We start from the raw sequence: 14,689 nt of genomic DNA on the forward strand, positions 1-14,689 counted from the left end.
TTAAGCTTGTTAACGCAGTATCAGAGCCACTAAAACTCGCCATTCTGGAGCATTTTTGGCTGCCTACTTCTGCGTTAAATAACTTCACCAGGGAGCAACCATTCTTTCAGTTATTCGTCTTGAATTAGTTTGCCAAAAACGCTCTGAGTAGATCAACTTCTTATACTGATTGGTATTAGGTGTACTACTTCGTCAGGCTTCAGGCACAAAAAAAGGAAGCCTAAGCTTCCTTTTTAATACTATCTTTAGTGGCTGTAAGTATTACTTGTACTTACGCATAACCAAAGTTGCGTTTGTGCCACCAAAACCGAAGCTGTTGCTCATCACAGTGTTAAGCTCTTTCTCGGTCATTTCAGTCACAATCGGCATACCTGCAGCTTTTTCATCGACATTATCGATGTTGATGCTTGGTGCGATAAAACTGCTTTCCATCATGATCAAGCTGTAAATCGCTTCATGAGCACCTGCAGCGCCTAACGCGTGACCAGTCAAAGACTTAGTCGATGCGATTGCTGGCAGATTATCACCAAAGGTTTCACGCAGTGCTTCAAGCTCGCGCATGTCGCCTACTGGCGTTGATGTGCCGTGAGTATTGATGTAATCGATAGGTGTATCGACATCGGCAAGAGCCATCTGCATACAACGTACAGCACCTTCACCCGATGGAGCAACCATATCATAACCGTCAGATGACGCGCCATAACCAATGATCTCAGCGTAGATTTTTGCGCCACGTGCTAGTGCGTGTTCTAACTCTTCAACAACAACGATACCGCCGCCGCCAGAGATAACAAAACCATCACGGTCTGCATCATAAGTACGTGATGCTTTGGTTGGCTCATCGTTATACTTAGTCGATAGTGCGCCCATAGCATCGAAGCCCATGGTTAGCGTCCAATCGACTTCTTCTGAACCACCAGCAAATACCATATCTTGCTTACCCATTTGGATAAGTTCAGCCGCATGGCCGATACAGTGTGCACTGGTTGCACAAGCAGAACTAATTGAGTAGTTCATGCCTTTAATCTTAAACGGCGTAGCCAAACATGCGCTAGCAGTGCTCGACATGATACGCGGCACAATATACGGGCCAACGCGCTTAACGCCTTTTTCACGTAGTGTGTCAGCAGCTTGAACTTGGTTTGCTGAAGATGCGCCGCCGGTGCCTACGATAATACCGACACGTGGGTCTGAATACTGCTCTTCAGTCAAATCAGCATCTTTAATCGCTTCTTGCATTGCGATATGTGCATAAGCTGCTGCATTACCCATAAAGCGCAGTGCTTTACGGTCAATATATTCTGATGGGTCAATCTTAATGTCGCCCCAAACATGACTACGCAGCTTCATTTCTTCAAACTGATCTGAGTGGGTAATACCACTACGACCCGCTTTTAATGATTCAGTGACTTCTTGCTTGTTGTTACCGATACTTGATACGACACCAAGTCCAGTGATCACGACTCTTTTCATTATTAACTTTCCATTTTGTACATCTAGTACCAATTTTGCTGCACCAATGGTATCGCTTTTCATCCATTTAAGTGGTCAGCTTTCCATAAGGAACACAAAAATAATGCTCATTATGAGACCTTACGTATAAACTTTGCCAAAATGTGCCCATAAAAATGTACAATTTCCGCAAGTAAAACCGATTATAAAGCATATTTGTGTGTGCTTAATTTAACATTAAAGACGTAACCATGACAGTAAGTAAAATTCTCAAGCAGATCATCGACAGTAAAACCACTAAAAATCTGGTCATTGGCCAGATAGGTTTAGGTAGCATTGCCAAGCTTAAAGAATGGGTAACTCTACTCGCTCACCAGCAAGAGAAGCTTACGTTAAAGATATTTGCCGATATAAACGAGGCATCACTTACCCTACTGACAGATAAAGAGTTATCTGAATTGCTATGTCCTCAAGGAAGCGTAACTTTAGCTGCAATTGAAGGCTGTCAGCGAGTCATCGTTAATAATGGCAAACTCACTATCGATTTTTATCTAGGGCCATACCTAACGCAACTGCAAGCTTTGCCTATGGTTAGCGATGGTTTTGTTGATGGCTGGCACATCAACAGTGATGCAGAGCAAACTCAGATTACCCAACCACTGTTTTGGCAGTTGGCAAAGTTAAGTAAAAATGATGCCCTATTGAGCCTGGATGAAGTTCTTAGCGCCGAACAATGCCAATCACTCTACTCTCAGGCTAAACAAGTAGGTTTTTTACGCTTTGCCGGCAGCGTTGTAGAGAATACACAGAGCCGCGATGATATCTGTTTTCAAGAAAGAGCCGCTATGCGTTCGCAAAGCCAAGCCTTACAAGCTCCTTATCCGATATGTTCTACTGCAAGTGCTGCACATGTAAGCCAAAGCATTGCTATCATTGGCGGCGGCGTAGCCAGTGCTTGTTTAGCCTTATCATTAGCCGAACGAGGACAACACGTCACGCTTTTCTGTGAAGATCATGCCTTGGCGCAAGCTGCTTCTGGCAATAAGCAAGGGGCTATCTATCCGTTGCTCACCCCAGATAACAACACCCTAAGTCAGTATTTTCAGCAAGCTTATCTGTTTAGCTTACAAAGACTCAAGAGCCTAGCCGCGCAAGGACACGCCATTGATTTTGACCTGTGCGGCGTAGTGCACACAGGGCACGATGAGCGCAGCCGTAAGCGAGTGGCGAAGATTATTAATGGCCACAGCTGGCAGCCGAGTATCGCTCAAGCGATTACGGCCGAACAGGCGACTAACATTGCTGGTGTAAAAGTGGCTGACGGCGGTATTTTTTACCCTATGGGTGGCTGGGTGTCACCACAAGACTTTACCCAGGCGGCTTTTAATCAGGCTAAGACGATTAGCGATGCCACACTAAAGCTCAACACTCAAATTACCGACATACACTACAAAGATGGTAGCTGGTATCTCGATAGCAACACTGAGACATTTGGCCCTTTTAAGGCGCTTGTCGTTGCAAACGGCAAATCGATTACGCAATTTCCACAGACACAATATTTACAAGCGACAGGCTTTAGGGGTCAGGTTAGTCATGTTCCTTCGCGAACAAAATTGTCAAAACTCAGCAGTGTTTTATGCGCCCACGGCTATATGACACCTAGCAATAATGCCTTACATTGCCTAGGCGCAAGCTACGTTAAAAATGCAGGTAATACCGATTATTGCCCGAATGAGCAGGTCGAGAACTTACATAAGATTCAGCATAGTTATGTTGGCCAAGACTGGGTGGAAGACATTGATGTATCAGGCCATAGCGCTCGTGTTGGCGTACGTATGGTGACCCGCGATCACGCGCCTATGATGGGCCCAGCTCCGGATCTCGACTCGATCATGGATTTATATCAACAGCATCAGCTAACACCGCAGAGCCGTAATTACTGGCAAAATCATAACGCCCCTGTTCACCAAGGTCTGTATGTACTAGGTGGATTAGGCTCACGAGGATTAAGCTCTGGGCCACTCGCCGCTGAAGCTCTTGCGGCGCAAATTTGTGGCGAATTAATGCCTATTAGCCGTGATTTTGTGGCGCTACTCAACCCAAATCGAATGTGGATGCGTAAACTACTCAAAGGTAAAGCGCTAGAGATAGCTGCAGAGGCTTAGCTTACAGCTTATCAACCTCATGCCCGAGTATGTAAAACCAGAAAAGCGCCTAATCGGCGCTTTTCTTTTCTTGAAACTAACATCATAGTTAAGGCTAAAATGTAAGACTAAAATACAAGGCTATGGCTTACTATTCGGCTCCTGCATTCATAAGCGCATTCTTAAAGTCATTAACCCAACGGCGATAAACGGTTTTGACATCGCCCCAATTAAACACTTGAGTATTTTGACTCCATTGATTAAACCCTTGCCCTCTATCAGCCGCTTTAGCTAACACCTCACCGGTCTCGCCATCTTTAATCACCGCAAGTAACATCATCGAGCCAGAATTCTCTGTATAGGTTCTACCCATCGAGCTGAAACTTCTTCTACTGGACTCCAGAGGAGCACTGAGACGAATATCGGTAACCGCAGCTTCAATGACTAGAGTATTAGGTTCAGGTTGAGCGACCAACTCAAATGGTTGTTCAGCGTTGAACACTTCTTTTACCGTAAGGCTAAACTGCTCTGACATTTTAGTCAGTGCCTCTTGAGGCAACTCATAGGTAGCATTGAGGCCATCGGCTCTTTTATCTATCTTAGGTGGTTGGTAATCGGCAGGATGATCGTTGGTTACTTTAACAGGTTCAAAATAGAGCTTAGTGTACTTGGCCCAGTTTACATCTGGTCGAGCATAAGAGAGATCCAACTTAGAATGCTCAACTTTAACTAAACCGTCTTTAGTCATCTCAGCATCGGGGCCTTGCTGTAGCCTTGCTGGCTCAGAACTACAAGCCGTTAAGCCTAATATGCCCATGACTATGACTATGACAGACTTTAAAAGCCTGTCGCCCTTACACACGTTTGTCATCCAAATCATTTTGATCCATCCCTTAGTATTTAATCTGTCAGCGTCAAGCTGCTAATGAGTAGCTGCAAAGCAATTATTCGCTAATTTATATTCGCTAATTTAGTTACTATTTAATATGGATAGAAATACATAGGGAGTCAATTGAGTCACAAAACAATCAGGTGGTTATGGGGAAATGATCCCCGTTTAATACTGCACACAAAAAAGCCAGTCGGGAGTTCCAACTGGCTTAATACAAGCGTCAACCTATTTTAGTGCTAGTCAGTGCTAACGTTTTACCCTAACTCGGTTGTTTGTATCTCGACTACTGCGAATAAGCTCGTCACTAGCAATAGAATTCGATTTAGCGAGTCTATCGTATAGCAATACATTCACTGAGGCCGCAAGATTCATACAGCCTACCGTAGGCACATAGACCACGGCATCAGCACCATTAATGACTTGTTGACTGATAGTGCCATCTTCAGGGCCGAAGATGTAAATTGCTTTTTCAGGGTGCTCAAATTCCGGAAGCGGGATAGCCCCTTCAACTAGGTCAACACAAACCACTTTTACGTCGGGCTCTATGGCATCGAGCAATGACTCGACTTTCATCAACGGAATAGAACTACTGGCACGTTTAGTGTCGGTATTATATTGCGCTGTGCCATTAGTGGCGGCTAGCTCATAGCGTTTACCGGTATAAAATACCGCATCAGCACTATAACAACCCACGGCGCGCATTATACCACCGACATTTGTTGGACTTTTTGGGTTAACTAAACCAATGCCAACATAACTACTCTTACTCATAACAGGGTAAACTCTTTCACTCTATCTAGAGGTGAACACATTAATTAATGCGTTCACCTTAACTAGCAACTAGTTTGTAAGTCGCCAGCTTTTATTATGCAGCCAGTTTAGTGCTTAATTGAGCCCAAGCATCGCTCACTAATGCGTAATCACTATCACCTAGCTCTTCTCTTGCTAATGCTAAACACTCGCTCATTTTAGCATCTAACGCGCTAAGTCCTTGCTCACTCTCGACTTCAAGCTGCGAAAGCACAACCGCCACATGGCCTTGTAAATAACCACTTGCAAATAACGCGTCATCATCACCTTCGGCAACAATGGTTTCAATCCAGTCTTGTAGTGTTTGCTCGTACTGCTCAATCATTGAGGGCTCCACATGCTTATCAATTGGAGTGCGGATCGACAATCGTTCTATCCACACTCCAAACTTGTCTTAAAATCGTAAATGAACATCACCAAGCGCAGTTTTCTGCGAACCCAGCGATGAGTATTTTTATGCTAAATCCGGATTAGCGACTTGATACATCACGTAATCGTGATACCCAGTAATCACTTTATAGTAACCCGTAAGTGCTTTATCTAATTCAGGGTCGCCACTATCCACAATTAATGGTCTTCCATCAAGTGCTTTTAACTTTGTTTTTGTCGCTAAGATAACAATATTATCTTTGCCAACACGCCTTACTAGCTCAGGGCTTAACTGCTGGTTACCTCGGCCTAATATATGCCCTTGGCCGCCAATTAGGGTAATAAATAGCTTTAGCGCTTTATTTTCAGTGTGCTGTAGTAACTCATCAGCAGAAAGGTCGTTAGCGACTAAGACTTCATCTTGAATAAGATCGACGCCTAATAGGGTATTTTCAATCCCCAGTTCACTCATTACCGCAGCAACTGTGCTACCCGAGCCAATGATACAAAGATTACCTTCCATCTGCTCAATCGCTTCTGCGGCGATATCGGCAAGCACCAGCTCATCACTCTCTTTACCGCCCATCTTCACTGCTTGCACATACCTTGGCTCTGCAGGCACTAGCATTTCACCAAAGCGCTTGGCGCGAACCACACCGGTTCTAAATGCCGCTTCATCGATATCCATTACATCGGCGCTCATCAGGCTGACTAATTCACCCTCTAATAGCATTTTGACCACCATGCCTGAAGCATGTGGCGTTATGCCGTACACACCAGAATGAATTTTAACACCAGCAGGCACACCTAATACGGGAATATTATCATCAGCGATGGCATACACATCACGGGCTGTACCATCGCCACCAGCAAATAGCAGTAAGTCCAAGGTCTCATTTAACAGCTCTGCCACGACTTTTTGTGTGTCTTGAGCCTCGGTTTGCAGAGGTGCTTGATAAACAACACGAGTCGTAAAGCCCATCTGCTTAGCGATAGTCTCGCCCATATCACCCGAGGCCGTAATCACCTCGATGCGAGCTTTATAAGGCTCAATCACTGCAAGTGCTTGCTGCATTCTTAGATGAGCTTTAGGTACAGCGCCTTTGGCAAGCGCTTCTGCAGCCACACCGTCACTGCCTTTTAATGCGACACTGCCACCAAGACCTGCTAATGGATTGATGATTAAACCAAGACGAAACTTGCCCACAATTATGACTCCATTTTACGTTGTAGGTTAAACCCGTTAAGCGACGGTCGCTTTAGGCTTAGGAATAAAGAGCACGGCTAGCATAGACAAGAATGCGCAAGCTGCTGCAAATATCCAGGTAGATACAGCGCCTGAGCCATCGCCCCAAATAATGCCACAAAGCAAAGTGCCTAGAGCGCCACCTACACCAAAGCTTAAACTGGCATAAAGTGCTTGGCCCTGACTGCGACGACTGGTATCGAAATGTTTATGAATAAACTGTATCGACGCAGCATGGGTTAAACCGAAGGTAAAGGCATGCAATAACTGACTTATGCTGAGGCAGATAATATTATCAACGCCGTATGCTAACAATAACCAGCGCACTGCGGTTAATCCTATGCTCACGACTAAAAGAAGGTTAACCCCAAATCGGCCAAGCAATTTCGGCGCATACATAAACATAACGATTTCGGCCATCACGCCAAGTGCCACAAAGATCCCTGCCGTTGCCTCTGTGTAACCCGCTTGCTTTAAATAAAGCACAAAAAAACCGTAGAAAGGCCCTGCACTCATCTGTAGCAACATAGCAGAGAGCAAGAACCAAATGAGCGCTTTATCGAAGACTAACGGTTTACGTTTCTGGCTTTTATCTACGATGACGCGATTAGACGGCAATGGTAAGGCGCTGACTAGCATACCAATAAACAACGTCATACCGATATAAGGCAAGATCTGCGGCCCAAAGTGGTCAATGGCAAAACCGCCGCTGATCACCAACACGATATAACCGATACTCCCCCAGCTACGAATAGCGCCATACCGATTAGTATCATCACCTAAGGTTTCGAGAGTAATCACCTCAAGTTGAGCTAATATGGCATTCCAGAAGAAGGTATAAACAGCGAGACTGATGGCTAGATAAGTTAAACTGCCATCATAGAAAAACGTCAGATAGCTTATCGCCGCTGCACCGGCACCTATTTTAATTAGCTCGGAGCGCATACCCGTTCTATCGGCAACGATAGCCCATAGATTGGGTGCGATGATCCGCGTGGCCATTAAGATAGCGAGTAGGAAACCTATTTCTTGGGCGTCAAAACCACGACTGTCAAAAAACACCCCAAGATAAGGCACCATGATGCCAAGAATTGAAAAGAAAAAGAAATAACAGGCACAGAGCCAGCGAAGTTGCTGCTCTGTGCTTTTGGGATGAAACATCAACGCATTCCGATAATAGGTGTACTGCTATTCACATCCATATTTTGTGCACGGTGGCGTAATAAATGATCCATCAGCACGATAGCCAACATGGCTTCGGCAATCGGTACTGCTCGAATACCCACGCAAGGGTCGTGACGACCTTTAGTCACCACTTCCGCGGTTTCACCTTGAGCAGTCATGCTTTCACCCGGCACACTGATACTCGACGTCGGCTTCATCGCAATATGAGCAACGATAGGTTGCCCTGATGAGATACCACCTAAAATACCCCCTGCATGGTTAGATGCAAAGCCTTCTGGCGACATCAAGTCTCTATGCTCAGAGCCTTTTTGATTGACAACCTCGAAACCATCACCGATTTCAACACCTTTAACCGCATTGATCCCCATAAGTGCATGAGCAATATCGGCATCGAGTCGGTCAAATACTGGCTCACCAAGACCCACTGGCACACCCGTTGCCACGACAGAGACTTTAGCGCCAATAGAGTCACCGCTCTTTTTAAGAGCGCGCATGTACTCATCTAATGAATCAAGTTTGGATGCATCAGGAAAGAAAAAGGCATTTTGCTCAATCTGTTCAAAATCGACAGTCTCGGCTGCAATCGGTCCAAGCTGTGATAGATAAGCATGGATTTCAACACCGTGAACTTGTTTAAGGTATTTTTTAGCGACTGCCCCAGCAGCGACTCGCATAGCCGTTTCACGGGCAGATGAACGGCCGCCACCGCGATAATCGCGTTGACCGTACTTCTGTTGATAGGTGTAATCTGCATGCCCCGGACGGAACAAGTCTTTGATATTTGAATAATCTTTACTGCGCTGATCGGTGTTTTCAATCAACAAGCCAATTGAGGTACCTGTGGTTTCGCCCTCAAATACTCCTGACAAAATACGCACTTCATCAGGCTCTCGACGAGCAGTTGTATAGCGTGAAGTACCCGGACGGCGGCGGTCTAAGTCGTGCTGCATATCCGCTTCAGTCAACTCAACCCCTGGTGGGCATCCGTCGATAATGCAGCCAATGGCGACACCGTGGCTTTCACCGAATGTTGTTACTACGAAATTTTGACCAATACTGTTTCCCGACATTCGCTTTTAGCCCTCTATCTCTTTATTTTAATTATCATTTAGCCGCACGTTGTCGGTAAATCCTCGATACCAACCTTGTTGTAGGAGTACAGATTGGTAGTAAGCCGCAGACTAGTCTGCGGCTAGAACCTATTATTCACTATCTTTATAGATGGCGAAAAGTGATTCATTTTCAACTAGCTGATCACGAGTTAGTACAAATACACCGTCACCGCCATTTTCAAAGTCGACCCATGTAAATGGTACTTCAGGGAATTGCTCATTAAGATGTACCATAGAGTTGCCCACTTCAACCACAAGCAAGCCATCTTCAGATAGATAATCTGCCGCATTAGCAAGAATGCGCTTAGTTAGATCTAAGCCATCGCGGCCCGAACCTAAACCAATTTCTGGCTCATGATGGTATTCCTCAGGCATATCACCAATATCTTCCGCATCCACATAGGGAGGATTAGATACGATTAAGTCGTAATGAGGACCTTTTGGAATCGCAGAGAAGAGATCTGACTCCATCGGGAAGACTCGATCCATCACATCAAGGGTTTCGATATTAATTTGCGCGACTTCTAGCGCATCAACACTGATATCTAAGGCATCGACTTCGGCATCTTCAAATTCGTAAGCACAAGCGATAGCGATACAAGCACTACCGGTACATAAATCAAGTACACGGTTAACTGGCTTGTTGTATAACCAAGGGCTGAAACGGTTTGCAATTAACTCGGCAATTGGCGAGCGTGGAACAAGAACACGTTCGTCAACAAAGAACTCAAGCCCAGCAAACTGCGCCTTATTTGTAAGGTAAGGAACGGGTAAACGCTCTCTTACGCGGCGAATGATAAGCTCAACAATTTTATGCTTTTCACTGCTGGTTAAATTAGAGTGAATCACTTGCTGACCGATCTCTTCAGGCAGATGCAAAGCGTGGAATACTAACGCAATAGCTTCGTCCCATGCGTTATCTGTACCGTGGCCATAGTAAATGTTTGCATCATTAAAACGACTGACGCCCCAACGTAGCATATCGCCAATAGTACGTAATTCTGTTACCGCTTCATCAACAAAAATCTTATCCAAAATTCACTCCAACTTTTTAATTCCGACTCATTGTAACTGAACTCTATTCATATGGCATAGGATTCAATAAAATAGAAGGATGAATAAAAGCAAAGATAACGACGATTTGGCCCTTTTTGCAGAGCTAACGAAAGGAATAAAACCTTTTCAGCAAAATAAGCGCCATTTTATAGCGGCTCCTAAGGACCGAAAAATTATTGAAGAGAAAGAGCAGCAACTGCATGCTGATAGCTATTTCTCCGACACCTATCAACCTCTATTGCCGGTTAATGGTCCGATGAAGTGGGCACGAGATGACGTGGATAACCATGAAGTCAAACGTTTACGTCGTGGTGACTACGTACCAGATCTATTGCTAGATATGCATGGGATGCGTCAATCGGAAGCAAAACTTGAGCTTGCTGCATTGATTCAGGCCTGCATCAAACAACAAAGCCATTGTTGCTGTGTGATGCATGGATACGGGACGGGAATTTTAAAACAAAATATCCCTATGTGGTTAGTACAGCATCCTCATGTCAAAGCCTTTCATCAAGCCACTAAGGAATGGGGGGGCGATGCAGCACTGTTAGTGTTAATTGACATTGGCGATCAGCCCTACCGCCGGTAAATCTAGATTAATCAGCATCATAAACACAAATAAGAGTTTAGGGTTAGGTTAGGATTAGAGTTAGGCTTAGAGCTAAAACTAAAATAGAGCCCCAAATTGCTAGTCTAAAAGTCAAAAAGGTGAGCCTTCTAGATACACTCGAATGACTCACCTTTTATTATTCTTTATACACCTAATAGGATTCGGCTTAAGCTAGCTAATCGAATGTGGTGCGTGCTGCCAGACCAGATGATTTCTATCATTTAATCTTTCAATCAAGGTCACTCCAGAGGTAGCAAACAGTGGTGGCTCAATACCAGGCACTAACTCACTCACTAGGTAACCGAGTAACGGCATATGAGCAAGAACTAACACATTCTTAGCTTGATATTGCTCGGCGTAGGCAAGCACAAGATCGGCTACACGACTAGGGTCACCTGATGGCACTAACTCATCTAATGTGATCCACTTATGTGGCTCAGGAAAGTGCTTACTCACTTCTTGCCAGCTTTGCTGCGCTCTTAAGTATGGGCTGACCAATACCAAGTCAAATTCTTTGGTAGTAAGCCCTAACCAATTGCTCATAAGGCCTGTGTGGTGGCGGCCAAGATCGGTAAGGGTACGTTCCCTATCTGAATGGGCATGATAGCCCGCTTCACCGTGACGCATTAAAAATAGCTGCATACTGCTTGGCTACTCCCAATTCTTTATTGTTATTTTTTAATTGTAGTCCGAATCTAGGTGCCAACCTACCGTTATTTCATTAATAATTAGTCGAATAGATCGATAACGACTAAAATATTTCTTACACTCGATGACAAGCTAAACTCAAACTTGAGAGAAATTTAATCAATTCGTAATTAATTTCACTGATGCAATAGGTTGTGTTTGAAGATAAGTCAAAATGATGGCAAGTTAAGTCTTAAAGATTGATCAAATAGTTACCGTAAAAAAGCATGCCGTGTCAGGCATAAACGCAAAATAAGCTACCCCTTCGTTTATTGGTGATATTGGAGCCACTCTTTGTCGAAAGCTAAACAGATTAAAACCAGTCCGAACGATCATCGACTATACCGCCATATCACACTCGATAATGGCTTAGCCGTTTTACTGGTTGAGGATCAACAGGCTAGCCAAGCTGCGGCCTCTATGGCTGTAGCGGTCGGTCATTTTGACGATCCTGTTTCACGTCCCGGCATGGCCCACTTTCTTGAACATATGTTGTTTCTCGGTACCGAAAAGTATCCAGAGTCGGGTGAATATTCCGCATTTATCAATCAGCACGGCGGTACGAATAATGCTTGGACGGGTACTGAACATACCAACTTTTTCTACAGTATCAATGCCGAGCAATTCGAAGCCTCGTTAGATCGCTTTAGCCAATTCTTTATCGCTCCGCTGTTTAATACTGATTTGGTTGACCGAGAGCGACAGGCTATTGAATCTGAATTTAGCATGAAGCTAAAGGATGATATTCGACGTGTTTATCAAGTTCAAAAAGAGACGGTGAATCCTAAGCACCCTTTTTCAAAGTTTTCTGTTGGTAACTTAAAAACCTTAGCAGGTGCAGAAAGTGACTTAAGACAAGAGCTGCTGCACTTTTATCAACAAAAATACAGCGCAAGCATCATGACTCTTTGCCTAGTTGCTCCTCTAAGTTTAAAAAAATTGGAAGCAATTGCGAATGAGTACTTCAGTAATATTAGCGACCATATCCGAACAGATACTTATCCGGATATTGCTATATATTTACCTGAGCAGCTGCAAACACAAATTAATATTGTGCCACTAAAAGAGCAAAAACGCGTCGCAATTACCTTTGCCCTGCCCGCACTCGAGCACTTTTATCAACACAAGCCGCTAACTTTTATCAGCCACTTACTAGGTTATGAAGGAAAAGGCAGTCTACTGTGCTATTTAAAGGAGTTAGGGCTTGCCGATAACCTCTCTGCGGGAGGCGGCGTCAATGGCTATAACTTTAAAGATTATAATATCAGTATTCAGCTGACAGACCGAGGCATTGAAGAGTTAGATACCGTTGTTGAAGCAACATTTGAATACATAGAATTAATCCGGCTACAGGGCTTACAAGGTTGGCGTTATGATGAAAGGGCTACATTACTAAAAATTGCCTTTCAATATCAAGAACAGGTCAACCCTTTAGATCTGGCTAGTCACCTCAGTATTAATATGCATCATTATGATGTTGAAGATATTATTTACGGTGATTACCGTATGGATGGTCTCAATGTCGAAGAGACAGAACAACTACTCTCTTTGATGGCTCCGCATAACATGCGGATACAGTTAATTGCGCCAGAATTAGATACCAACAAACAAGCCGATTGGTATCACTCGCCTTATCAGATTACCGCCATAGCTGCCGATAAAATAGCTAAATGGTCAAACCTCAGTGTACGTAAAGCGTTGAGCCTACCACCCAAAAACCCTTTTATTAGTAATGAGTGTATTGCTCGTCCAGACAAAAGTACTAATAAGGTGCCAGTTGTCGTTGCACAAAAACCGGGATATCGGATCTGGCATCGCAAAGATGATGAGTTTAACGTCCCAAAGGGGCATTTATATTTGTCGTTAGACTCAGCACAAGCTGCCGCTTCTCCTAAACACGCAGCGTTAACCCGTCTCTACGTTGAAATGCTACTCGACTATCTGACTGAATATACATATCAAGCTGAAGTTGCTGGTTTAAGCTACAACATTTACCCGCATCAAGGTGGCATCACGTTACATTTAACAGGGTTTACTGGCAAACAAGAGGCGCTGCTGGAGTTAGTTATCGCTAAAGCAAGAGAGCGTAACTTCACCCAAAGCCGCTTCGATCTTATTAAGCGACAAATACTTCGCGCTTGGTACAACCATTCTCAGGCTAAGCCCATTTCTCAACTATTTACTAGTCTAACGGTAACTTTGCAAAAGCGCAGTTTCGAGCCGGCGAGAATGGCTGAGTTACTCGAAGAAATTACCCTTGATGATTTACACGCCCACGTTAAAAACTTTTATGAAAAAATTCATTTGGAAGGACTGGTTTACGGTGATTGGCTTGAGAGTGAAACAAAGGTGTTGGGTGAGCGGCTAGAAAAGGTATTATCACTAGTAACGACTCCCAGCAGGGAATCATCACGAGAACTGATTGATCTTTCTGACAAAGGCACACTATTACGAGAGATCCCAGCATCCCATCCTGATAGTAGTATTATCGTCTACTATCAATCCGATGTAGCGACTCCCGAAAACATGGCGCTATTTAGCCTTCTGAACCATACCATGTCCTCAACTTTCTTCCATGAGTTACGAACACAGCGTCAACTTGGTTACATGGTCGGTACAGGTTACCTGCCATTAAATCGTTACCCAGGTATGATTTTTTATATTCAGTCTCCAACAGCTGGTCCAAAACAGTTATTAGAAGCGATAGATGAGTTTATCGCTGACTTTACCTATGCCATTTTACAAATAACTAACGAGCAATGGGAGTCAACTAAGTACGGGCTGATCACTCAGTTACTTGTAAAAGATCAGAGCCTTAAAACCCGTAGTCAACGTTACTGGTCAAGCATTGGCAACAAAGACTATAAATTTAACCAACGCGAGTCTGTCGCAGAACAAATAAAATCGCTCACCCGCGCCGATCTTATTAAGTTTATTATGCAGAAAATGCGCACCAAACATTGTGACCGATTGGTGTTGTTTAGCACAGGGGATTGCCACATAGAACAAACTCCTCTTGAGTCAGACAAGATGATCACTGATCTTCGTGCATTCAAACAGAGTGCGCAGCAGTTTGATTATTAAAATAATTATCTGCTTACAATATCTCCGCTCCTCTAACGATAT

The 14,689-nt window shown here is 44.1% G+C and carries 12 protein-coding genes; 3 read left to right on the forward strand and 9 right to left on the reverse strand.

What is annotated here, in order from left to right; genetic code table 11:
• Positions 1-261: 261 nt before the first annotated feature.
• Entirely contained in the window at positions 262-1,473 is a 1,212-nt protein-coding gene (fabB, locus tag K5Q73_RS16640) for a beta-ketoacyl-ACP synthase I (RefSeq protein WP_220759509.1), read from the reverse strand.
• A 230-nt stretch (positions 1,474-1,703) separates the two neighbouring features.
• Between fabB and mnmC the strand changes: the two genes are divergently transcribed.
• Entirely contained in the window at positions 1,704-3,617 is a 1,914-nt protein-coding gene (mnmC, locus tag K5Q73_RS16645) for an FAD-dependent 5-carboxymethylaminomethyl-2-thiouridine(34) oxidoreductase MnmC (RefSeq protein WP_220759508.1), read from the forward strand.
• Positions 3,618-3,747: 130 nt separating this feature from the next.
• Here the strand turns inward: mnmC and K5Q73_RS16650 are convergent, their stop codons facing one another.
• The 7 genes from K5Q73_RS16650 to prmB form a co-directional block, all read right to left on the reverse strand.
• Entirely contained in the window at positions 3,748-4,476 is a 729-nt protein-coding gene (locus K5Q73_RS16650) for a DUF3313 domain-containing protein (RefSeq protein ID WP_220759507.1), read from the reverse strand.
• Positions 4,477-4,734: 258 nt separating this feature from the next.
• A complete protein-coding gene (locus tag K5Q73_RS16655) occupies positions 4,735-5,259 on the reverse strand; it encodes an RNA methyltransferase (protein ID WP_220759506.1) in 525 nt (174 codons plus the stop codon).
• Between the two features lie 94 nt (positions 5,260-5,353).
• The gene (locus K5Q73_RS16660) at positions 5,354-5,623 is read right to left on the reverse strand and encodes a YfcL family protein (RefSeq protein ID WP_220759505.1); all 270 of its coding nucleotides are present in this window, start codon (positions 5,621-5,623) and stop codon (positions 5,354-5,356) included.
• A gap of 129 nt (positions 5,624-5,752) precedes the next feature.
• Entirely contained in the window at positions 5,753-6,874 is a 1,122-nt protein-coding gene (locus K5Q73_RS16665) for an ATP-NAD kinase family protein (protein ID WP_220759504.1), read from the reverse strand.
• 36 nt (positions 6,875-6,910) lie between these two features.
• Complete coding sequence (locus K5Q73_RS16670) at positions 6,911-8,074, reverse strand: MFS transporter (protein ID WP_220759503.1); 1,164 nt, start codon at positions 8,072-8,074, stop codon at positions 6,911-6,913.
• A complete protein-coding gene (gene aroC / locus K5Q73_RS16675) occupies positions 8,074-9,168 on the reverse strand; it encodes a chorismate synthase (RefSeq protein ID WP_220759502.1) in 1,095 nt (364 codons plus the stop codon). The genes K5Q73_RS16670 and aroC overlap by 1 nt, the downstream gene beginning before the upstream one ends.
• A gap of 132 nt (positions 9,169-9,300) precedes the next feature.
• Positions 9,301-10,245: a 50S ribosomal protein L3 N(5)-glutamine methyltransferase gene (prmB, locus tag K5Q73_RS16680; RefSeq protein ID WP_220759501.1), complete on the reverse strand. Its 945-nt coding sequence runs from the start codon at positions 10,243-10,245 to the stop codon at positions 9,301-9,303.
• A gap of 79 nt (positions 10,246-10,324) precedes the next feature.
• Between prmB and smrB the strand changes: the two genes are divergently transcribed.
• Entirely contained in the window at positions 10,325-10,855 is a 531-nt protein-coding gene (smrB, locus tag K5Q73_RS16685; RefSeq protein WP_220759500.1) for an endonuclease SmrB, read from the forward strand.
• A 192-nt stretch (positions 10,856-11,047) separates the two neighbouring features.
• Here smrB and sixA read toward each other — a convergent pair whose 3' ends face one another.
• The gene (gene sixA, locus K5Q73_RS16690) at positions 11,048-11,518 is read right to left on the reverse strand and encodes a phosphohistidine phosphatase SixA (RefSeq protein ID WP_220759499.1); all 471 of its coding nucleotides are present in this window, start codon (positions 11,516-11,518) and stop codon (positions 11,048-11,050) included.
• 339 nt (positions 11,519-11,857) lie between these two features.
• On the opposite strand from sixA, the gene K5Q73_RS16695 reads away from it, so the two are divergent.
• A complete protein-coding gene (locus K5Q73_RS16695; protein ID WP_220759498.1) occupies positions 11,858-14,647 on the forward strand; it encodes an insulinase family protein in 2,790 nt (929 codons plus the stop codon).
• Positions 14,648-14,689 lie beyond the last annotated feature (42 nt).

Source organism: Shewanella sp. MBTL60-112-B2, assembly GCF_019655055.1.
Classification (GTDB): Bacteria; Pseudomonadota; Gammaproteobacteria; order Enterobacterales; family Shewanellaceae; genus Shewanella.